Genomic DNA, 21,014 nt, shown 5'->3' on the forward strand with positions numbered 1-21,014 from the left:
TCGGGGCGATTTCACCCCCTGAGGGGACGATGTTCCGAGGTCCGCATCGCCACGCCGCGGCTCATGACAAGCACTGCGTTCCGCCCGATCGAAGAAGCAGCGGAGGGCTGGTCGGTTGCTATGTCCGGTTCGCTGCCTGCTTGACGGTCCTGATCACTGGTGCCGTCTCGAGGTGTGTGATGGCCGGGAGCGCGGCGACCCGGGTGGTCAGGTACCGGTACAGCTCCCGTTGGTCCGTGCACACCACGCTCGCGTACAGGTTGGTAGGGCCGGTCGTGGCGGCGGCGAACGCGATCTCCGGATGGCCGGCCAGCGCCTGACCGGCCTCCTCCAGGTGCGCGGGGGCGACCGAGAGCCAGAGCAGGGTCCGGGCGTTGACGCCGAACATGCGCCAGTCGAAGTCGATGTCGAGATAGAGCAGGCCGTGTTCGCGCAGCTCCGTCATCCGGCGCCGGACCGTCGTCGGCGACCAGCCGGTCGCCGCGGCCAGCTGCTCGAACCCGGCCCGGCCGTCGGTGGCGAGCACGGCGAGGAGCCTGCGGTCACCGTCGTCGAGCCACACCGGTCCCTGTCGGTGCGGCATCGGGGGCGGGCGCAGCCGTTCGATCGCTTCCGCGTCCAGCGACCCGAGTTTTCCGACCAGGTTGTCCAGGCCGCCGTAGAAGGCGTGCAGCACGGAGTGCGCGGTCACGCCCTCCACGCGCGGGGTGCGGGGGAGTTTGGCCAGCAGCAGCGCCTCGCTGTCCGCCTCGCTCTCGGTTCGGACCACGCAGGTGATCTCGGTGCCGCCGGAGCTGAGGCTCACCCAGGACGTGTCGGGGCGTCTGGCGAGCGCCTCCGCGACCGGGAGCGACGCGTTGGGCGCACACCGCACCCGCAGGAACCACAGGATGGCGCCGAGCGCGGTCGGGTCGACCCCGCCGAGCACCCGTACCGCCCCGGCCGACCGCAACCGGGCGTAGCGGCGGGCGACGGTGCGATCCGACACGCCGAGAACCTCGGCGATGGTGCTGAACGGGGCACGGCCGTCGATCTGCAGGGCGTGCACGAGCCGGCGATCCAGCTCGTCGTAGTCGGATTCCACCGAGCCGAAGGTAGACGGTGTCAGATATCGGCGCAATGGAGCCGGTTCCTGGCTCGGGCGGCTCGGCCGGCGGAGCGTTGCACCTGTACTGATCGACACATGCAGAGGAGAGTCCGTGGACACCGATGTGATCGTTGTCGGCGCCGGCCCGACCGGAATGACGCTGGCCAACGAGCTGTTGACGGCGGGGGTCTCGACCGTGCTGGTCGACAAGCTGTCGCAGCGCAGCGACCTGTCCAAGGCGGGCGGCGTGCAGTCCCGCACACTGGAGGCACTCGACCAGCGAGGGCTGCTGGAGCCTTTGCTGGCCACCGGAGATCACCCCGTCACCACTGGCCACTTCGCCGGTATTCCGCTCCCGCTCCACTCCAACCGGCACCGTCTGCCATGGCGGTCCGTGCCGCAGGTGGTGATCGAGGGATTCCTCGAGCGGCATCTCGCCGCGCACGGCCTCCACGCCCGCAGGGACCACGAACTGGTCGACCTCGCCCAGGACGACGACGGGGTCACCGCGACCTTCGCCAACGGCGCCGCCCTCCGGGCCAGTTACCTCGTCGCCGCCGACGGCGCTCACAGCACCGTACGGTCGCTGCTGCGGGCCGGGTTCCCCGGTCAGCCGGGCACGTTGACGATCATCGCCGCCGACGTGCGGCTGGGCGGCGTCGAGCCCTCCACGTCGCACACCTGGAACGAGGACGGGCACTGGGCGGCGCTGTTCCCGCTCGGCACCGATCCGCAGGGCAGGCAATTGCGCCGCCTGGTGCTCGGTGGACCGGGCCAGTCACTGCCGAGGCAGACCCCGGTCACCGAGAACGACATCCGGCACGGCCTGAGCACCGTGTTCGGAACGCGGGTGCAACTGCTCGAACTGCGCTACGCCCGCCGTATCACCAACGCGTCACGGCAGGTCGAGCAGTACCGGCACGGGCGGGTGTTCCTGGCGGGCGATGCCGCCCATGTCCACCTTCCGCTCGGCGCGCAGGGCATGAACACCGGGATACAGGACGCGCTGAACCTCGGCTGGAAGCTCGGCGCCGCCGTGCACGGCTGGGCACCGAAGAACCTGCTCGACACGTATCACGCGGAACGCCATCCGGCCGGGGCCGCCGTCCTGCGCAACGTCCGGGCACAGAGCCTGCTGATGGACTGGGCCGGCACCCGCGATCCGGACGTGCTGGCCGCCCGGGAGATCTTCACCACCATGGCCCAACTGCCGGACGTCCAGCACCACCTCGCCGACCTGATGTCCGGGATGGCCCTCCGCTACCCGATGCCGGGTACCGAAACCCATCCGCTCGTCGGCCGGCCCGCGCCGGACCTGGACCTCGGCCCGGCCCGGGTGCACGAACTGCTGCGGTCCGGGCACGGCATCCTGCTGGATCCGGCAGACACGTTCGCCAGGGCCGCGGGCCCCTGGTCGGACCGGGTGGACCGGGTCGGCCAGGGCGCCGACACCGAGCCGATGCTCATCCGGCCGGACGGCTACGTGTGTTGGGCCGGCGCGGATGACGTGGAACCGGCGCTCGACCGCTGGTTCGGCGAGCCCCGCTGAGCCGACGTACAGGAAGCCGGCCGTCGTGGAGAGGCTGGTGGTCATCAGCGGGCGCCTGTGGTGATATCTGTCGTGCTTCGGCCCGGGTCGGGAGTCGATGGTCGGCCAGTCCCGGGTGGCGGCGAGTTCTCGCAGGTCAGCGCCCTTGCGTCCGTTGAGATTGTCCCGGATCGGGACGACCGGGCCGCCGAGCTGCTGGTGTGCCGCGATCACCGGCGGCGACGTCAAGGACTCCCGCGTCGCCGGCGTGGGACGATGTCCGCCATGGCAGGTCAGATCTGGGTGTCGCTCATATCCTTGGGCGGAGTCGTCCTTGGCGGCTCGTTGTCCTACCTCGTCCAGCACAGGACGCAGTTGTCGGCGGAGCGCGCGGAACAGCGACGACAGCACATCGCCTTGTCGGAGACCCGGCGCACGGAACGCCTTGCGCTGCTCGAGCGGTTCATCGAGGTGGCGGCCGAGGCGGAACGTTCCGCGTTCAGCCGGCCTGCCGAGTTCAACGACACTCACCCCTGGTACCTGAAGACCCAGGACGCCATGAACCGGTTGTGGGTCGCGGAGCGGCTCATCCGTGTCCAGTTCCCCCTGACCGTGCATGACGCGGCACGCGCGTACTTCCTCGACCTCAACCGGACCGTGTGGGAAGGCTTGCCCGATGGCGAGAGCGTGCGGGACTACCTGGAGGACAACCGGCTGAGGTTTCTGGACGCGGCCCGGGCAGCGATGGGGTAGCCGACGGCCGACCCCTGAAGATCCTTTATGAGGGACAGCCCTTGGCGTGGTCCTGGGAAGCCACGGTCCGGTGTGGCGTGGCGGCCCGAGTGCGCAGCCGACTGTGCTGCGTCCGCGCCGCAGGGGTGTGATCCCGGCTTGGGCCGTGCTTGGCGGCACTCATCCAGGACTGTTCGCGGGCTTGGAGCGTGGTCTCGGTCGGGTGGTGTTTGCCGCCCCTGAGGGGCTTGATCGCGTGATGTGACCCATAGGAGGCAGATCACATCCGATCCGGGATCGTAGGACGGGAACGCCCTGAACAGGACATGAAAGCCGCATAGCGGACCATAACGGGTATTCCTCCGATGTGGGGTAGTACGTCACATCATTGCGCCCCGCCCAGCCGGTCGCTAAACATTGCTGTCGTCGCCGGGAGCCAGGCGATGGACACCAGCCGGAACCCCCGGCCACCTCCACCCACTCCTGCTCACGCACCAGGGCCCCCTACAGGCCCCCGCGCAGCCCCCAGCAGGGCCGGCGCCGACGATGTCCCCCAGCGGAAAGTTACTGACGCATGACCATGACCACTCGCACCGCCCGCCTGCGCACCCTCGTCGTCACCGGCCTGGCCACCACCGGCTGCGCCGCCGCCGCCATCACCCTGATGCCGGCCACCGCACAGGCCGCCGAGGCCACGCAGGCACCCACCGCCCACACGGTCAAGGCCACCGCCGGATACAGCCGCACCACCACCGCCCAGACCAAGACCGGCTCCGGCAACAACCTCGACGGCTGGATCAAGCAGTCCCTGCAGATCATGAAGGCCAAGGGCATCCCGGGCAGCTACGAGGGCCTCAAGCGCAACATCATGCGCGAGTCCGGCGGCAACCCCGCCGCCCAGAACAACTGGGACGTCAACGCGCAGAAGGGCACCCCCTCCAAGGGCCTGCTCCAGGTCATCGACCCCACCTTCAACGCCTACCACGTCACCGGCACCGCCCACAGCGTCACCGACCCCGTCGCCAACATCACCGCAGCCGCCAACTACGCCGCCCACCGCTACGGCTCCATCGACAACGTCAACTCCGCCTACTGACCCAGGCCCAGACGACCGTCACAGCAGGCGGCTGCCTGACGTGGTGCCGATGCGGGTGGTGAACCAGCCGGTGAAGACCCGCAGGAAATCCCCCTCACCGATGGGAAGAAACGAGACTCCCTCCCCTGGGAAACCAACCAGGGCTTCCCAGCAAGCCATGACGTGTCGCCGCGTGCGCTACCCGTCGAGCGGGCGGCGATAGACGGTCGACTGCCTGACTCGGAAGCCGAGACGCTCGTAGAGCCGGTTGGCTGCCACTCGGTCCGGCCGGGAGGTGAGATCGACAGTCCGGGCGCCCGCCTCCTGAGCAATCCGCAAGGCCTCCTGAGTGAGACGGCCGGCCACTCCCTGACCGCGCGCCGCACTGTCGACGACCACGTCCTCGACGCGGGCGCGCAATCCAGACGGCAAGGGCAACAACACCAGCGTCAACGTCCCGACGATCGCCTCGGACGTCCGGGCGACGAGCACCGTGTTGGCGTCGCACGTCACCATCCGGTGGACCGCTTGGTGATCGAGAGGCTTCGCCGTCGAGGACAGTTGAGGCAACAGCCGACCAAAGGCGTCGACGAGTTCCGGGTCGGCTTCCCTGACGATGTCTACACGGACGTCCATGCGCGGAGCCTAACCGACGGTTGTGGATCGCCGGCCCCGCTCACCTGCTCGTTCTCGGCGCGGCGGCTGTTCTGTTCGCCGTGGTGGCCGGACAGCATGGTTGATCGTCGTCATGCCGCGGAAGCGGTCATGCCCTTCCGCGCTGATGACCGGGCGGACACCTCGTCCCGCTGCCGCGCCGAGTTCAGGTGGGCAATGCCGTCGTCGGCCTCGCGCCACCGCCTGCCGGGAGCTTCGTCGTCGATATGACCCGTTCTCAGTGAGTCCGTGCCTCAGCTGCCTCAGGAGGTGTGAGAGCGGCCTGCATGGCCACCCCGTCCACGTAGGAGTGCTTCTCCTTGACGGCACCGTTCTCGACCAGTACGAAGTCTGCGAGAGCGACGTCGACCGTGGCACCGGAGACGGCCGTCCCGGTCAGCTTCCACTGGACCACCCAGAAGTCCTCACCGGTGCGGAGTGAGACGAACTCGAAGGCCAGGTCCGGGACGAGCGAGAACATCCCGGCCGCCGCCTCCCGGATGGCAGCCCGGCCCCGTACGGGGTCCTGGCCCGAGTGGAGATGGAACACCGAGTCGGGCGTGTGGAGTTCGGCGATCCGGTCAGGATCGCGGGCCTCCCAGCAGGCATGGTAGCGCTCGAACACCTCACGCGTGGCGGCGGTCACCAGAGGTCCTCCCATTCGGCAAGAAGCGGGTACACCGCATGTAACGTTCCGAACCAGTCGTACGTCAACGTCATTTGGTGATCGGCTCACCTGACGGCCGAGCTGGGCCGTACGCGGTACCAACTACCAGGGGACGTCAGCCCGTTGGGACCTCCGGGATTCGGGATGACGTGGATGATCGACGGCATCCGTCGGTGCATCGGCCGAGGACGAGACGGGGAGCGGGTCAACTCACCGGCGCGCGCTCGGGGCAGGACGACGGTGCACCGGCCCATTGGTGCAGGGCGGCTTCGAGCCCGGCGATGTCGGCGACGTCGGTGGCCCAGGCGACCACCCCGTCCGGGCGTACCAACACCCCCGTCGGGCTCGCGTGGTCGTCGGTCACGCAGCTCACGCGCCCCGACCAGGCTGCAGCGAGGCAGGCGAACGCGCCGTCCGCGGTGCGGTCGAGCAGCAGGAATCCGCCGCTGTGGCCGTGGTCGACCAGACGGGAGCCGTCCGTCAGCCACAGGTCGGGGACGAACCGTCCGACCAGCGGGTGGTCGCCCGACAGGTCGATGCGCTGCGTGACACCGGAGATCTTCTTGACCGCGTGGGTCGTGCCCTCCCGAGTGGCCAGCAGATCGGCGACGACCTCCCGGAGCGCGGCCGACTTGGCGTCCCCGCGCATCACCCCGCTCTGGGCCCGTGTCCAGTCCAGCACCCAGGCGCCGAGGGGACGACGCTCGGCGTCGTAGGTGTCGAGCAGCCCTTCGGGTGCCCAGCCGGCCACCACGGCACCGAGCTTCCAACCGAGGTTCATCGCGTCGCCGACCCCTAGATTGAGCCCCTGGCCACCGAACGGCGAGTGCACGTGTGCGGCGTCGCCGGCCAGCAGTACCCGCCCCGACCGGTAGTTCGCGGCTTGGCGGGCGTTGTCGCTCCAACGGGTCGCGGTGCCGCGCAGCGCGGTCAGCGTGACGTCGGTGCCCGAGACCCGGCGCAGACTGGTCTGCACCTCCTCAAGGGTCACCGGCGCCACGGGGCTCCCCCCGCGCGAGCGGGGCCGCGCGTGCGGGAGGGTGGCGGGCGTGCCGTCGAACTCCACGGTGACCACTCGCCCGGGCTGTGGCCCGGAGCGGTACGCCCCCCGGGTCGACCACGCCCATCCGTTCGCGAGCTTCTCCGGGTCGGCGATGTCGACGACCGCGAGGTGTCCGGTGAGTTCGGGGTCGGTGCCGGGGAAGTCGATGCCCGCGAGGCGGCGCACGGTGCTGCGTCCGCCGTCGCATCCGACCAGCCACCCGGTGCGCACCGGGCCGGCGGTGGTGCCGATGAGCACGCCGTCGCCGGTGTTCTCGAGCGTGGTGACCTCCACCCCGCGACGTACCGGTACGCCGAGTCGCGCGACATGCTCGGCCAGTAGCACCTCCAGCTCGCGCTGCGGCACCATCCGGGCTCCGGCTGCCGCGGCGTGCGCGGCGAAGTCGGCATCGGACCAGTCCACCAGGTCGGCGTCGAGGATCATCCCCGCGAAGTGGCCGGTGAACCGCGTATCAGGCCCCTGCCGGCCGGTACCGGGCCGTTGCTTGTCGACCATGCGAGCGAACGATCCCACCCGCTCGAGCATCTCCCGCTGCACCTGTTCGGCGGCAGGCAGCAGGCCACGGCGGTCGAGTGCCTCGGCCGTGGGCACGTTGATCGCCCCCGCCTTCATCGCCTCGTCCGGTTTGGCCCGGCGCTCGAGCACCTGCACCGTCGCTCCGGACAGCGCCAGCTCCGCGGCGAGCACGAGGCCCACCGGACCGGCTCCGACCACGGTGACGTCCATGTTGTGGTCCACGCTCTGGTTCACATTGATTGACACGAACGGTGTTCTATCGACGAACAGTGTTCGTGTCAAGTTATGATGGCCGGGTGAACCCCAGAGAGCGACGTACGGCGCGCCACCAGCCGCCGACCCCCGAGGCTGCAGCCGACCCCAGGCCGCGGCGCCGCAAGACCCCGATCACCGTGGGACAGGTCATCGACACCGCCCTGGGCGTCGTCGCCACCGAGGGGTACGAGGCACTGACCATGCGCCGCCTGGCCGGCGCCCTGGACACCGGACCCGCCTCGCTCTACGCCCACGTGGTCAACAAGGCCGACCTCGACGAGCTGCTCATCGGGCGGCTGTGTGCCGGGCTGGTGCTGCCCGAGCCCGATCCTGAGGTGTGGCGGGAGCAGATCCGGGACGTGTGCAGCCAGATGCGTGACCAGTACCTGAAGTACCCCGGGATCTCCCGCGCCGCGCTCGCCATGGCCCCCACCGACCTCGAGACGTTGCGCGTCAGCGAAGGAATGCTGTCGATCCTGCTCGCCGGCGGAGTCTCCCCGCAGGCCGCCGCCTGGGCCATCGACGCCCTTTTGCTGTACGTGGCCGCCTACTGCCTCGAGACATCGATCGCGCGTCAGCGGTCCGTCCGTGACGACGCTGTCTGGGTCCTCGACCGCGACGAACTGCTACGTCGGTTCGCCGCCCTGCCGGTCGAGACCTTCCCCCACACCACGCGCCACGCCGCCGAACTCACCGCGGGCGAGGGTTACGACCGGTTCGACTTCACTCTCTCCCTCATGATCGACGGCCTCGCCCACCGCCATTAGTCCAGATCACGTGCACCGCGATTCGTCCAGGGAGGCGGACAGCCCGCAGAGGTGTGCGCTGTGAAACAGGTCTGAGCCTGTGTAGCCGGGGGGGGGGGCGGGCTGGTTCGGGCGGCCCGTGGTGGCGCGGGCCCGGCGGTGCGATTGCTCGCGGCGCTCTGGAGCCCGGGGACCGTCCCCGCAGCGCTGCGAGCGCATCTTGTCACCCGTTCGGGGGTGGACAAACGCCACAGGGGAGCCCGGCGGCGAGGGTGTGGGGACGTGGCGTCCGGGTGGGAATCCCCAGGTGGGTCGGTCGGCGGACGAAAGGCCGACGGCCCGGACACCAGGAGCGTGGCTCCTGGTGCCCGGGCCCGACGGTGTGCACGGCGTGTGGGCAGCCGGACAATGGCCGTAACTGGGGTCCCCGGCCCGATTCCGGCGGGCCGGGGACCCATGTACTGCTGTTGGTTTGGGGCTAGTCCTCGTGGCGGCAGACCACGCGGAAGCTGGCGACGATGCCGTTCTTGACGTGGACGCCGTCCTTGACGTGGAGGTCGTCGACTCCGAAGCTGGAGCTGTGGGGGCCGACGGTGGCGATGGGGGCGCCGTTGTCGCAGACGACCCCGCGGAAGACCTCCACGCGCTCGTGGGTCTCGTTGCGGACGTTCAGGGTCTTGGCGCCGAGGCCGCTGATGACGGTGATGCAGTCACCCGCGTGAGCGGAGTAGGACCTCTCGTTGACCAGGATCCGGCCTTCCTCGTGGCGTCGGCCCTCTTCGCGTCGGCCTCCGCCGCCGCCTTCGTTGCCCTTGCCTTCGTTGCCCTTGCTTTCGGTGCTCTTGCCCTGCCCGGAGTCGCCGCCGAACGGGGCGGAGGCGGGGGCCGGGGCGGCAGCGGCCGGAGCCGCCTGCGGTGCCGAGGTGGGGGCGGCCGCAGCGTAGGTGATGCCGGTCGCGGCCAGGGCTGCGGCGGCCGAAACAGCGGCGGTGACCATAGTGGAACGGGCGACCATCATGTCGCTTCTCCTGTCTATCTCTCCGAGACGCCGGCCTGTCAGCCGACTGCGATCAAACGTACCTACGGCTGTCATATCGGTCATATCGGAATACTGGCGCCGGAGCGCCGATCGGGGTATTTCAGGGCCTGTTTGACGTTCGGCCAGGATCTCAAGTGACCGGAAATGCAGGCATATTGAAAGACTATTAGCCCGTCCGGATGATCTACTGACACCCGCTCACCCCTTGCCGTCGGCGTGTCGCTACGAAGGTTGCTAGGTGAGTCGTGCTAAAGGGTCGGCGGTGTCAGTCCGCTAGCCGCATGGACCGGCAGGCGACCGCAGAGTGGCCGCGAGCCGGCCGTCCCGGGGGCAGGAGTCGCCGGTCAGTGGACCTGCGCAGCAGCGCGGCCTGACCCGAGCTTCGCACCGAATGCCTGGGATCGCGATCGGTGGTGCCCAGCCAATCCGTGGGTGACGGCGTGCTGTTGACTTCTGTGACGAGGCGTGGTCAGGACGGTTCCCCGGCCTCCCCGAGGTCGAATTCCGCCAGGCCGTATGGGCGGCCGTTGACCTGGAGCGCGACGGCGTGGGTTCCCGGGTAGTGGACCCGGGTGCTGATGGGGCGGAAGGAGTGCCGGCGGGTCACGTCCGCGGATTCTCCCGGCGCCAGGCCGCGCTTGGCGAGCTTGAACACCTTGGGGACCCGTTGCCCGTTCGCCTTCACGTGGTGGATCACATAGTCGATGGCCAGGGACACCGTGTGGCCGGAGATGTTGGTGACGCGCGCGGTGAAGTCGAGGGTCCCGTGCAGGGGGATCCTGGCGCTGTCCACCTGAGGTCCCACCACCTTCAGGTCCTCGGGGCTGCCGTGGAAGCCGACCAGCTTCAGCGCGTGCGGGTCGCCCTTCTTGACGAGGGTGCGCATGGCGTGGCGGACCACGGCGGGTGTGGTGGGCGCCGGGTGGTGCATCCAGTGTGCGGCGGTCGCGGTGGCCAGGAGGGCGTCGAGGCGTGAGATGTCGTTGAGGTGGTTGGCCACCGAGCGGCGCACGTCCGCGGAGGCGTCGGCGTGCAGCTTGTCCAGTAGGGGAAGGGTGGCGCCGGGGTTGTGGTTGAGCGCGGGGACCTGCCGTGCCCGGGGGACATGGTCTCCGGCCGCCAGGGCGGCCTCGGCGTAGGCCATGCCGAATCCGCCGGGTGTGCCGCCGGTGACGAACCAGGTTTTCATGGGTGCCTCTTGAAGTGTGGTGCTGGACTGACGGACCGGCCGAACCGGCAAAGGGCGACGACGAGGGCCGGACCCACACCGCACTCCGCCCCGGCGCCGGTACGCGCGGGCGTCGCATGCTCACCACCCGGCTGAAGACCCTGGTGGCCGACGGCCTGCTGGAACGGCGCCCGTACCAGACCAGCCCGGTCCGTCACGAGTACGTGCTCACCGAGCGCGGTCGCTCCCTGCGACCCGTGATCGTCGCCCTGGCCGCCTGGGGCAACCAGCACCTGGCCCCCGGCGATCGCTCGATGATCCTCGCGGACGCCGAGACCGGCCAGGAGGTCGAACCGGCGAGCGTCTCGATGACAGCGACGCCTACGTGTTCACCGCCGGCCCGGCCGCCAGTGTGCCGATGCGGGCACGCTATGACGAACTGGACAGGAAGCGGCACGTGCCGAACCGACCGCAGACGACAGGGACGACGGCGTAGCGCCCGGACCGGGCGCCTGATCCGGCCTCGGGAGCGGCGTCGTCCCCCCTGTTCCCGTCGCGGCTGCCCAGCGGCAGCTCTCACCATCGCACCTGGAGAAAGCAGGGACCCACACCCTTGGCCTCATCGGCAGTGGATCGATCGGAACGAGCCTCGCCCGGCTGGCCGTAGCCGCGGGGTTCGACGTCGTCCTCAGCAACTCGCGCGGCCCCGAAACCCTCGCCGACCTGGTGGACTCGCTCGGCGACCGGGCCCGTGCGGCCACCCCCGCCGAAGCGGCCCGAGCCGGTGACCTGGTGGTGGCGACGATCCCGTTGGTCGCCTACGACCGGATTCCCGCAGACGCGCTGAACGGCAAGACCGTGCTGGACACCATGAACTACTACCCACAGCGCGACGGCCGCATGGCCGAACTGGACGCCGACGAGGTCACCTCCAGCGCCCTGGTGCAGCGGCACCTGGTGGGCGCATCCGTGGTCAAAGCGTTCAACAACATCGGCGCCCACCGACTGTTCACGCTCGCCCGGGCCACCGGGGCGGCCCGACGGCAGCGCCCTGCCCATCGCCGGAGACGACGCCCGCGCCAAGAAGGACGCCACGCACCTGCTGGATGTCCTCGGCTACGACGCGGTGGACATCGGTACGCTCGCCGACAGCCGGCGCAGCGAACCGATCACCCCGGTCTACGTCGAGCCGTACCTCGGACCGGCACCCGCAGGGCTCGGGGCCAAGGAATGGTTCCAGCGGATCTCGGAGGACCCCGGCCGGCCCGTTTCGGCCGAGCGGGTACGAGAGCTGGTCGCCGACGTGGTGCGCGGGCCGGTACGCGCGGGCGTCGTGCCGTCCTGACGCGGCGCCGTGTGCGTGTCCGGGATCCGAGCCTGAACCGGACCTCGTGCACAGACCGGAGTCTGCTCCGCTCAGTGGAACTCGTGAACCAACTCGATCTCGCCGACGATGTGAGCGTTGAACTCGTCCAGCTCCCCGGCCGGTACCCACAGCTCAAGGATCGTGCGTCCGCCTGCCTGCCGGACCGGATACCTGCGCAGGAAGTCGGAGTCGACGTCGAACCGGGTGACGAAGCCGGCGCCGTCGTGCCGGACGTTCCAGTCTCGAGCGATCTTGATGGCGTAGTCCTCGTTGAGGACCGGGTAGAAGATCGGCTGCTCGGGAAGCCGGGGCGGCCAGGCACGCCAGTCCAGCTCGCGCACCAGCTCCAGTTCCCCGGGGCGGGTCGGGCGCCACAGGGTCGTTGTTGCTTGCCGGGTGGTCGCGCGAATCGCTCTCTGGACGAGGCAGCCGCCGGTGCGGCCGGCCGGGAGAAGCCCGACGCTACCGAGGGCGCACCTACGGCGGCCACCCCGTTTCGAACGCCGTGGCATCCAGCAGGCACTGCTGCGAGCACCGTGGTCAGCCACCGGGACAGCGCCGCTCAGCCGACCCCGACCAGGCGCTGGCCCGGCAGGTACGGCGTGTACGGCACCGCCGCCGGCCGGCGACCACGGCAAGGTGATGCCGCATCAGGGATCACGTGAAGTGAGACCACGTGAACAGGGATCAACGGAACACCTCGTACGTCTTTGCGTACATGCTGTGCTTCTTCCCGTTCACGTACAGCCGCATGTAGTACGACGTGCCTGTGGAGACGGTGGCGTCCAGCCTGTGCTGTTCGCCGTTGTTGCAGTACATGTAGCCGCTGTGGTTCATGACGTGGCGGTCCCTGGTGCGGACGATCTCGGCCTTGATCTTGGCTCCGTCGTGGCCGTAGCAACCGAAGTTCGTCGCCAGCCAGCGGGACCTGTGGGGGACGAAGTCGCCGGTGGACCAGTAGCCGGCCGCGGAGTGGGTGCCGTGCCAGATCTGCGTGTAACGGGTCTGCGGAGCCTGCGAGGCGGCGGAAGCGCCCTGCGCGTTGCCGGCGAGTGCGACGAGTGCGCCCCCTGCGAGGGCCATGGCCACCATCTTCTTGCGCATGGGATTCGTCCTTCAGTCGGTGAGTGACAGCCGGCGGCGGCCGAGCGTCTGCGAAGACCGCCGGGCCGCCGGGCCTTGCGTGTCATAAAGCGTCCCAATTGAGTAACTACAGCGTCATGAGCGCACAGCGCACTCGACTTGGCGCACAGCGCACTTCTGCGGGGACGCCGTACCGAGGACGATCGTGGGGTGACGGACGATTGTCCCGTAGCGGCTGTGCCCACGATGCAGGCCGGTTACGACTCCTGTCCCCACCGTGCCCAGGTATGAGTGTCCAGGCTGTCATAGGGGCCGATGCGGGAGAGTTCAGCGCCGTCTCGTCCCAGGGCCACGACGACAGGACGGGCTCCGCGGCTGAGGTAGGGGGATGTCCACACAGCGATGAGCCTGCGGTCCCGCGGACTCTCGATCCGGCGGCCACCGACGAGAACGTGACCCACGTCCCGCCCTGGGCGCACCTTGACGCAACTGATCCATGGGGCCGTGATGATGGAGCGTGGAGGGTCGAGCCGTTGCGTGAGGCCGGCGACGCCGCCGCCGTTGCTCATGTCGAGCACATCGACGTGGTCAGGATCGTCTCCGGAGCCGCCTCCCACTCGTGGCGCGTCGAGCCGTTCCGACGACGGTGGACTGCTGACCGCAGACCGTGTGGCCGTGTGCGGATGCCTCGGCGACGGCCAACGGATGCCCGTTGTGAGGGTGTGGGTCAGGCGGTCGGCTGCTGACGAGCGGAGATTCCGGTGAGGATGAGGTCGATGCCGGCGAGGAACTCTGCTCGGTCGTCGTGCTTGCGCAGCCGGCCGGCGACGCTGCGGGTGAACGCGTACTGGTCGGGATCGAGTTCTTCCCATGCCGTCGCCACGGCGTCGAGGAACTCGGTCCGGTCCGTGCCCGGCTGGAGCGTCCGGGTGTTGGCGGCGTTCTGGCCCGCCACTCCGAGGATGTAGCTCATCAGCGCGGACGCTGCCGTGAACTGGGCGGCTTCGGGCACTTGGAGCGCCTGGACCTGGCGTCCGATGCGCTCGAAGATGTGGAGCATCGGCGACTGCGGGGGTGCCTGGGTGAGCTGCGTGCCGACCCATGGGTGGGCCTCGATCGCGTCGAACACGCCGAGCGCGAGGGCGCGGATCGCATTCCACGGCGTCGCGTCGGTCTCGTCTTCGGTGACCGTGGTGGCGACGACAGCGTCGGTGGCGGCGGCGAGGAGTTCGGTCTTGCCCGAGACGTGCCAGTAGATCGCCCCCGGGCCGGTGGCAAGGCGCTCGGCCAGTGCGCGGAACGTGAGACCGCTCTCGCCCACCGTGTCGAGAAGCTCGACGGCGGCGCTGACGATGCGCTCTCGGGAAAGAGGTTCCTGCCGCCGCTCGGGACGGCGAGTCCTGGTTGCCATGCCTGCATTCTAAGCATCCTGGAACGTCGTTCCAGCTTGACAGCGCATGGAATGCCGTTCCAGTCTTGCCTCTGGAACGACGTTCCAGCATGACCTGCCGGGTGTGCGCCCAGCGGTCCGCGACCAGGAAGGAAGCACCATGACCACTCCGGTCACGATCATCGGCGCCGGACTCGGCGGCCTCACGCTCGCCCGTGTCCTGCACGTCCACGGAATCCCGGCCACGGTCTACGAGGCGGAGCCCTCCCCGACGGCGCGCGCGCAGGGCGGGATGCTCGACGTCCACGACCACAATGGCCAACCGGCGCTCCAGGCCGCAGGCCTGCTCGAGGAGTTCCGTGGCCTCGTCCTGGAGGGCCGCCAGGCCACACGCGTCCTCAACCGGGACGGGACCGTTCTGCTCGACGAACCCGACGACGGCACGGGCGGACGCCCCGAAGTGCAGCGCGGCGAACTGCGCCGGATCCTGCTCGACTCACTCCCGGCAGGCACCGTCCGGTGGGGGTACAAGGTGCGTGGTGTCCATGCCCTCGGCGAGGGCCGCCACGCGGTGACCTTCGTCGACGGCACCACCGTCGGTACGAGCCTGCTGGTCGGCGCGGACGGTGCGTGGTCACGGGTCCGGCCCCTGGTCTCCGATGCGACCCCCGAGTACGTCGGCAGGTCGTACATCGAGACCTATCTGTTCGACGCCGACACCCGGCACCCTGCCGGCGCGAAAGCGGTGGGCGGGGGATCGCTCTTCGCTCTCGCGCCGGGGAAGGGGATCCAGGCTCATCGGGAGAGCGGCGGGACCCTCCACACATACGCGGCGCTCTCCAGGCCGCAGGGCTGGTTCGCCGGTATCGATTTCACCGATTCCGCCACGGCGACCGCGCGGATCGTGCAGGAGTTCGACGGCTGGGCGCCGGAGCTGACTGCACTGATCACCGACAGCGACACCACGCCGGTCCTGCGCCCCCTCAACGCGCTGCCGATCGAGCACCGGTGGGATCGGGTGCCGGGGGTCACTCTGCTCGGCGACGCTGCCCACCTCTCGGCCCCGAACGGCGACGGCGCCAACCTGGCCATGTATGACGGCGCCGAACTCGGCAGGGCCATCGTGTCGCGCCCGCACGACGTCGAGGCCGCGCTCATGGATTACGAGCAGGCCCTGTTCCCCCGCAGTGTCGCGGCTGCCACCGAAGGCGCGCAGCTCCACGAGATCCTCTTCGGCCTCGAAGCGCCCCACAGCCTGGTCGACATGCTCACCGGACACGAACAGCCCCGATGAGGCACTCGTTGCGTGGGGCTCGGAACGATCGGCACACCGGCCAGGGCCTGCCACCTGAGCCCGGCGGTTGTGCGGCCTCTGCGCAGGTCGTCCGATGTGCGAGGCCACTGCTGTTGCGGAAGTATCGGTAGCGGGACGTATGAACCCGTGCCAAGCGCGGTTTCGCACCGCTTGCGGCGGTGCGGCGATGCCTGTGCAGACAGGCGCTCAACGTTCGTTTCGGCGTCCGTACCGGAGCACTCAGATGAGCGAGCGCAACACGAAGGGGCCTTCGGGGTTCATGCAGGCGGCTGCACGGCGGAGTGCCCTCGCACCAGGACCGTCCGCCGGCGACTGGGGACTTCTGCTGATCAGGCTGACCTTCGGACTGCTGATGGCCGGACACGGCTCGCAGAAGCTCTTCGGCCTGTTCGGGGGGCAGGGGCTGGCGGCAACCGGCAGAGGATTCGACGCCCTGGGCTACCACCCGGGCAGGGTCTATGCGGTGATCGGCGGCCTCTCCGAATTCCTCGGCGGCCTCGGCCTGGCCGCCGGGCTGTTCACCCCCCTCGCAGCCGCCGCTCTGATCGGCGTGATGATCAACGCCATGGCAACCGTCACCGGGGCCCACGGGCTGTGGGATACGGACGGTGGTGTGGAGTACAGCGTCTGCATCGCCATCAGTGCCTTGGCCATCGCCATGATCGGTCCAGGTCGGCTGGCCTTCGACCGGTTCTTTCCGTGGGGCGCCGGCGGCTGGCCCGAGGCCGGCCTCGCCCTTGGCCTCGGCGGCGTCGCCGCCGCGATCACGCTGAGCCTGTGAGAGCACGGGGCCGACGATCAGGGTGATCGACCGCCTCCGGCGTCCCCCGGTGACTCGCCCCTCCAGGACCCCAAGAGGACGCCCGCACGCGGAGCGGCGTGACGATTCGCGCGTGCGCGTGCGCGGGTGATGCTGCCGCCGGCTTTCCTCGGGCGGACGTCTCAAAGCCCCGCCGGTACGGGAAAGCTGTCGTGGCCCTACGGTGTGACCGGCCCGATGCACGGCCCCCTCGCCCTCGCGCAAAGGTCGCCCCTGGCGTTGCCGGAGCAACACAGAGCGTTGCCCGGGCACCGGGGGCGTGGCGTCTGGTGTCCGGGTCTGGGGGAGTGTGTTTGGTGGGTGGATTTGATGGTCAAGGGTGGGGTGGGGTCCCCGGCCCGATTCCGGCGGGCCGGGGCTCCATATCGTGTGCCGATGGTGGTGTCGGTTTGGGGCTAGTCCTCGTGGCGGCAGACCACGCGGAAGCTGGCGACGATGCCGTTCTTGACGTGGACGCCGTCCTTGACGTGGAGGTCGTCGACTCCGAAGCTGGAGCTGTGGGGGCCGACGGTGGCGATGGGGGCGCCGTTGTCGCAGACGACCCCGCGGAAGACCTCCACGCGCTCGTGGGTCTCGTTGCGGACGTTCAGGGTCTTGGCGCCGAGGCCGCTGATGACGGTGATGCAGTCACCCGCGTGAGCGGAGTAGGACCGCTCGTTGACCAGGATCCGGCCTTCCTCGTGGCGTCGGCCCTCTTCGCGTCGGCCTCCGCCGCCGCCTTCGTTGCCCTTGCCTTCGTTGCCCTTGCTTTCGGTGCCCTTGCTTTCGGTGCCCTGCCCGGAGTCGCCGCCGAGGGGGGCGGCGGCCGGAGCCGGGGCCGTCTGGGGGGCCTGGGCGACTGCGGCCGGGGCTGCCTGGGGCACGGGGGCTGAGGAAGCCGAGGCGTAGGTGATGCCAGTGACGGCAAGTGCCGCGGCGGCTCCGGCAGTGGCGGTCACCATGGTGGAACGGGCGAGCTTCATGTCGCTTCTCCTGTCGGGTATCTCGGAGATGCCGGCTCGTCAGCCGACTGCGATCAAACGTACCTACGGCTGTCATATCGGTCATATCGGAAGATCGCGGCAGGGGGCCGAAAGGGGGTATGTTCGGGCTCGCCGGCCATGTAAGCGCGATGTCAAATCCCGAGAAATAAAGGCGTATTGACATACTATTAATCCGTCCGAGGGATCTATCGGCACTTGTCCACCCTTCGAATGCCTCGTCCGCCCATCGAATGTGGCGTGTCGCTGCAAATCGCCGGGCGCGAGTCGTGTTAGGGGGGCGGCCTTAGAGGGGGAGCGGCGTCGTCGGCCCGTGGACGTGCGCCGTGGAGTGCGTCCTGCCCAGGAGCTTGGCAGGCAGGCCGGCCGGGATGGCGTTCCGTGCTGCTCGGTCAGTCTGCGGTGCGCAGCGTGCCGTTGGCATCAGTGGCGTCTGCGACCTCTGCGTTTGCAACGTCTGAGGCGTCTGTGACGTGCGGCTCTTCGTGGACGTGCCCCGGCGGGGCGGGTGACACCGGGCAGGCGGGCGGCGGGGAGTGCCGACAGTGAGGCGCCGGAACCCTCGGATGTGAGCCGTCTTCAGGGAGTCGGAAATGGCCACGCCGCACGGTGCGCTCGTTGGTCGGGGGCGTGCTCGACGCCGACCTCGTGCGGCTCGGCGGGGCCGTCGATCGGCGGCCCCTCGCCCCGGTACCGCCGGCAGGCCGGGCACTTGTGCCCGGCGTTGCAGGACATGCGCGCCCGCTCTCGCCGACGGCCATCTGGCATGTGCGCCCGCTTTGGTCGACGAAGGTGCGACACCCACGACCGGAGAGCGGTTGCACGGTGTGCTGCGTGGCCTGCTGTCGGCGGATGCCGATCCCAAGGACCGGCGTGCCTGTGGGGCACCGATCACCTGCTGGTACTCGCCCTCAACTCCCCGAACGACGCTGTGGCGGGTCTCGGTGACGAGGTCGGCCTTTTCCCTGTGCGCGCCCGTTCACGGCGCGCGTCGTCGGCATCGTCTCGGCGATCCAGCGCGGGTCGTCGTCGCGCACGGCGCCGAGTTCGACGAGGGTGGCCCGCACGCCGACGTGATAAGTCGCCACGTGCACGTCCCACGACTCGAGGCCGCCGGCGGTCGGACGGCGTCGCCGACACTGCGGTGGGCCGCGCAGCCCGCCGCCCGCCCTGGAACGTCGAACGTGCCCGGTGCCGTGGTGGGTGGGTGAGCCGGTTGCCACCGTAGGGGAACTGGTCGCCGTGGAAGGCGCCACAGGGCGGTGCGCGCCCTCAGCCTGCTCACCCGGCGGCTGGAACGCGCCGCGGGTGACGTCAGCCTCGCGCACTACCGCGTCCTCGCGGCCATCGCGGAGGAGGACGAGCGTGCCTCCCGGCTCGCCGCGCGTCGAGCGTGCCCAGGGTTCCCAGTGACTCACGGACGGCTGCGCTGTCCGGGGTGAACGCTCGGCAGATCAGACACGGACCCCGATGGCCGGTGATGCTGCCCTCGGTGACCAGCGCGTCGCCCCTGAAGGCTACGGCAGGGCCGCTCGACAGGAACGTCGTGCTCCCGGCGGTGTGGCCGGAAGTGCGCAGCGCCTTCGGGCGTCCGGGTACGTCGAGCAGCTCGCCATCCCGGAACGATCGCAGAACGGGGACCGCGGACGTGTTCAGGGCGCCGGAACGCGCCAGGTGCAGCGGCGCGCGCAGAGCGGAGGGTCGGCGTAGCGCGTAGCGGGCCGGCGCGCGTTCGGGCTTCCAGTGCCGGCGGGTCCGTCCGGGTGTCTTCAGGATCGGGGCGTCGGCGGCATGGATCCACACCGCTGCGCCGCCCTGCGAGCTGACCCGCTGCGCGAGCCCGAAGTGGTCGAGGTGGCCGTGGGTCACCAGCCTCGGGATACGCGTACGTGCGGTCGGCAGCAGCCCGCGCGGCGCGGTCGGCGGGTGCGGGACCGTAGGGGATGACGTCCCGCGCTCCGCCGGCTCGCCGGGCGGCCTCCAGGTCGCCGACCGGCAGCGGGAGCATCAGGCGCTCTGCGCCGCCGAAGGTCAGGGTCGCGGCGCCGGTCCCCAGCGGGGCCCGGACGAACCGGCCCGCCCCGTGCCCCCTCCGGACAGCGCACGAGGAGACCCATGAACCCCGCACCCCGGCACACCCTGCAGGACGAGGTCCGCTATCTCATCCTCGCCGGCCAGCGTGAAGGCAGCCGCAGACTGGCCGCCGCACTAAGGTCCCTGAGCCTGACCCCGGCCCAGGCCGAAGTGCTGGACGTGCTCCGCAGCCGGGGTGAACTCACCCTCGCCGAGCTGGGTCGGCTTCTTGTCTGCGAGGCAGGCAGCCCCAGCCGCCTCGTCGACTCCCTGGTCCGCGCCGATCTGGTCGCACGCATGCCGAGCCCTCAGGACAAGCGCGCCGTGCTGCTCTCGCTCACCCGCGACGGTGAAGAACTGACAGAGCGGCTGGGCGTGGCAACCACCGAACTCACCGCGTTCATGACGGACCGCCTGTCACCCGAGGAACTGCACAGGCTCGCCGACCTGCTGCGCCGGCTCCTCCACGGCACCGCAGGCGGCGACGCGTTGGCCTCTCGCTTCCCGGCGACAGCGTCGGCCGGCTCGCCCAGAAGTGAGAAATAGCGGACCGCCCCGCACGCCTGCCGGCACTGCTGCGTCCGCAAGTGGCGGGGGCGGCTGCGTCAGGCGAACCCGACCAGTTCGGCGATCGTCCCGCCGAGCACCCGGTCGCGTACCTCGCCCGGGCCGGTGACGCGCTCCACCAGGGCCCGGGCAAGGACCGGGTCGCCGTAGGGGGCGTCCGATCCGAACAGGGTCCGGTCCGGAATCTCCTTGATGGCCAGCCGGACGGCGAAGACGATGTTGGCCGTCGACAGCTCCAGGTACATGCTCGGAGTGTCGCGTACCAGCTCCACCGCTTGCATCCAGTTCAGCCCCCCGAGCTGGCTGACCACCAACGGAACCGTCGGATGGCGGCGGGCGAGTGCCGACAGCGTCGTCAGATCGTCCGCCGTGGTCGGGGCGAATCCGTGCACGACCACAGGCAGCCGGCCGTGATCGGCCGCCGCCCGGAGCACTGGCTCGATCAACCCTGCCCGTCCCGGCGGCGGCGTCAACTCGCCGATCCCGTGCAGCCCGCGCCCGACGACCTCGCGTTCCACGACCGCGGCGATCTGGTCCGGCTCGAGGTCCAGCGGTACGGACAGGAAGCCGATGAACCGCTCCGGCCGCGCGGCGAGTGCCGCGTCCAACTCCCGCCATGCGCCGCGATACCCCTCGACAGTGCCGGCCCGGCCTCCGACGGCCTCGTCCAGGATTGCCATCTCCCGACGCAGCGAGGAAAGGTCACCCGCCCGCTCGGGGTGCGGGCGGGTGGCGAACAGTACGGCACGGTCGACCCCGGCCTCGTCCAGCAGCCCCACATGCGCCTCGACGGGGTCGTGGACGTGGCTGTGCGCATCGATGATCAACGGGTCACTCCCTTCTCGACGACCGGCACGGAATGCGGCCGACCGGTGCACTGTTGCTCCCTG

General features: G+C 70.0%; 20 protein-coding genes and 3 pseudogenes. 10 read left to right on the forward strand and 13 right to left on the reverse strand.

Going from position 1 to position 21,014, the window contains the following annotated elements; genetic code table 11:
* Positions 1 to 118: 118 nt before the first annotated feature.
* The gene (locus GQF42_RS41990; protein WP_158928854.1) at positions 119 to 1,084 is read right to left on the reverse strand and encodes an Lrp/AsnC family transcriptional regulator; all 966 of its coding nucleotides are present in this window, start codon (positions 1,082 to 1,084) and stop codon (positions 119 to 121) included.
* 115 nt (positions 1,085 to 1,199) lie between these two features.
* Here GQF42_RS41990 and GQF42_RS41995 point away from each other — a divergent pair, with 115 nt between their 5' ends.
* Positions 1,200 to 2,636, forward strand: coding sequence for an FAD-dependent monooxygenase (locus tag GQF42_RS41995; protein ID WP_158928856.1), 1,437 nt, complete (start codon positions 1,200 to 1,202; stop codon positions 2,634 to 2,636).
* Positions 2,637 to 2,732: 96 nt separating this feature from the next.
* On the opposite strand, the pseudogene GQF42_RS47990 reads toward GQF42_RS41995, so the two are convergent.
* Positions 2,733 to 2,849: pseudogene (locus GQF42_RS47990) on the reverse strand (IS630 family transposase); the annotation flags it as partial.
* A gap of 42 nt (positions 2,850 to 2,891) precedes the next feature.
* Between GQF42_RS47990 and GQF42_RS42005 the strand changes: the two are divergent.
* Both GQF42_RS42005 and GQF42_RS42010 read left to right on the forward strand, forming a co-directional pair.
* Positions 2,892 to 3,368, forward strand: a complete 477-nt coding sequence (locus tag GQF42_RS42005; protein WP_158928858.1) for a hypothetical protein — start codon at positions 2,892 to 2,894, stop codon at positions 3,366 to 3,368.
* Between the two features lie 553 nt (positions 3,369 to 3,921).
* Positions 3,922 to 4,443, forward strand: coding sequence for a transglycosylase SLT domain-containing protein (locus tag GQF42_RS42010; RefSeq protein ID WP_158928860.1), 522 nt, complete (start codon positions 3,922 to 3,924; stop codon positions 4,441 to 4,443).
* Between the two features lie 177 nt (positions 4,444 to 4,620).
* Here GQF42_RS42010 and GQF42_RS42015 read toward each other — a convergent pair whose 3' ends face one another.
* The 3 genes from GQF42_RS42015 to GQF42_RS42025 all read right to left on the reverse strand — a co-directional run bounded on the left by GQF42_RS42015 (position 4,621) and on the right by GQF42_RS42025 (position 7,532).
* Positions 4,621 to 5,058: a GNAT family N-acetyltransferase gene (locus tag GQF42_RS42015; protein WP_158928862.1), complete on the reverse strand. Its 438-nt coding sequence runs from the start codon at positions 5,056 to 5,058 to the stop codon at positions 4,621 to 4,623.
* Between the two features lie 256 nt (positions 5,059 to 5,314).
* Entirely contained in the window at positions 5,315 to 5,722 is a 408-nt protein-coding gene (locus GQF42_RS42020; protein ID WP_233273675.1) for a nuclear transport factor 2 family protein, read from the reverse strand.
* A 226-nt stretch (positions 5,723 to 5,948) separates the two neighbouring features.
* On the reverse strand, positions 5,949 to 7,532 hold the full coding sequence (locus GQF42_RS42025; protein ID WP_158931243.1) for an FAD-dependent monooxygenase: 1,584 nt from the start codon (positions 7,530 to 7,532) through the stop codon (positions 5,949 to 5,951).
* 86 nt (positions 7,533 to 7,618) lie between these two features.
* Here GQF42_RS42025 and GQF42_RS42030 point away from each other — a divergent pair, with 86 nt between their 5' ends.
* Positions 7,619 to 8,344 (forward strand): TetR/AcrR family transcriptional regulator, encoded by a 726-nt coding sequence (locus tag GQF42_RS42030; protein ID WP_158928864.1) that lies wholly within the window; start codon positions 7,619 to 7,621, stop codon positions 8,342 to 8,344.
* 457 nt (positions 8,345 to 8,801) lie between these two features.
* On the opposite strand, the gene GQF42_RS42035 is transcribed toward GQF42_RS42030, so the two are convergent.
* Positions 8,802 to 9,341 carry a hypothetical protein gene (locus GQF42_RS42035; protein ID WP_233273676.1) on the reverse strand — a complete coding sequence of 180 codons (540 nt, stop codon included), beginning with the start codon at positions 9,339 to 9,341 and terminating at the stop codon, positions 8,802 to 8,804.
* A gap of 490 nt (positions 9,342 to 9,831) precedes the next feature.
* Positions 9,832 to 10,551: a hypothetical protein gene (locus tag GQF42_RS46535; protein WP_233273677.1), complete on the reverse strand. Its 720-nt coding sequence runs from the start codon at positions 10,549 to 10,551 to the stop codon at positions 9,832 to 9,834.
* Between the two features lie 116 nt (positions 10,552 to 10,667).
* On the opposite strand from GQF42_RS46535, the pseudogene GQF42_RS42045 reads away from it, so the two are divergent.
* The 3 genes and pseudogenes from GQF42_RS42045 to GQF42_RS47390 all read left to right on the forward strand — a co-directional run.
* Positions 10,668 to 11,026: pseudogene (locus GQF42_RS42045) on the forward strand (winged helix-turn-helix transcriptional regulator); the annotation flags it as partial.
* 161 nt (positions 11,027 to 11,187) lie between these two features.
* A pseudogene (locus GQF42_RS47385) lies at positions 11,188 to 11,349 on the forward strand (NAD(P)-binding domain-containing protein); the annotation flags it as partial.
* A gap of 307 nt (positions 11,350 to 11,656) precedes the next feature.
* On the forward strand, positions 11,657 to 11,875 hold the full coding sequence (locus GQF42_RS47390) for a hypothetical protein (RefSeq protein ID WP_325100400.1): 219 nt from the start codon (positions 11,657 to 11,659) through the stop codon (positions 11,873 to 11,875).
* 71 nt (positions 11,876 to 11,946) lie between these two features.
* Here GQF42_RS47390 and GQF42_RS42055 read toward each other — a convergent pair whose 3' ends face one another.
* The 3 genes from GQF42_RS42055 to GQF42_RS42065 form a co-directional block, all read right to left on the reverse strand.
* Positions 11,947 to 12,306, reverse strand: a complete 360-nt coding sequence (locus tag GQF42_RS42055) for a hypothetical protein (RefSeq protein ID WP_158931247.1) — start codon at positions 12,304 to 12,306, stop codon at positions 11,947 to 11,949.
* A gap of 277 nt (positions 12,307 to 12,583) precedes the next feature.
* A complete protein-coding gene (locus GQF42_RS42060) occupies positions 12,584 to 13,000 on the reverse strand; it encodes a hypothetical protein (RefSeq protein WP_158928866.1) in 417 nt (138 codons plus the stop codon).
* Positions 13,001 to 13,706: 706 nt separating this feature from the next.
* Positions 13,707 to 14,390, reverse strand: a complete 684-nt coding sequence (locus tag GQF42_RS42065; protein ID WP_158928868.1) for a TetR/AcrR family transcriptional regulator — start codon at positions 14,388 to 14,390, stop codon at positions 13,707 to 13,709.
* Between the two features lie 139 nt (positions 14,391 to 14,529).
* Between GQF42_RS42065 and GQF42_RS42070 the strand changes: the two genes are divergently transcribed.
* Positions 14,530 to 15,663, forward strand: coding sequence for an FAD-dependent oxidoreductase (locus GQF42_RS42070; RefSeq protein WP_158928870.1), 1,134 nt, complete (start codon positions 14,530 to 14,532; stop codon positions 15,661 to 15,663).
* A gap of 280 nt (positions 15,664 to 15,943) precedes the next feature.
* Positions 15,944 to 16,465, forward strand: a complete 522-nt coding sequence (locus tag GQF42_RS42075) for a DoxX family protein (protein WP_158931249.1) — start codon at positions 15,944 to 15,946, stop codon at positions 16,463 to 16,465.
* 434 nt (positions 16,466 to 16,899) lie between these two features.
* Here GQF42_RS42075 and GQF42_RS42080 read toward each other — a convergent pair whose 3' ends face one another.
* A complete protein-coding gene (locus GQF42_RS42080) occupies positions 16,900 to 17,466 on the reverse strand; it encodes a hypothetical protein (RefSeq protein ID WP_158928872.1) in 567 nt (188 codons plus the stop codon).
* A 1,332-nt stretch (positions 17,467 to 18,798) separates the two neighbouring features.
* Positions 18,799 to 19,353 carry an MBL fold metallo-hydrolase gene (locus tag GQF42_RS42085; protein WP_158928874.1) on the reverse strand — a complete coding sequence of 185 codons (555 nt, stop codon included), beginning with the start codon at positions 19,351 to 19,353 and terminating at the stop codon, positions 18,799 to 18,801.
* Between the two features lie 246 nt (positions 19,354 to 19,599).
* Between GQF42_RS42085 and GQF42_RS42090 the strand changes: the two genes are divergently transcribed.
* A complete protein-coding gene (locus GQF42_RS42090; protein WP_158928876.1) occupies positions 19,600 to 20,103 on the forward strand; it encodes a MarR family winged helix-turn-helix transcriptional regulator in 504 nt (167 codons plus the stop codon).
* A gap of 59 nt (positions 20,104 to 20,162) precedes the next feature.
* Here GQF42_RS42090 and GQF42_RS42095 read toward each other — a convergent pair whose 3' ends face one another.
* Positions 20,163 to 20,951: an amidohydrolase family protein gene (locus GQF42_RS42095; protein WP_158928878.1), complete on the reverse strand. Its 789-nt coding sequence runs from the start codon at positions 20,949 to 20,951 to the stop codon at positions 20,163 to 20,165.
* Positions 20,952 to 21,014 lie beyond the last annotated feature (63 nt).

This window comes from Streptomyces broussonetiae (genome assembly GCF_009796285.1).
GTDB classification, from domain to species: domain Bacteria; phylum Actinomycetota; class Actinomycetes; order Streptomycetales; family Streptomycetaceae; genus Streptomyces; species Streptomyces broussonetiae.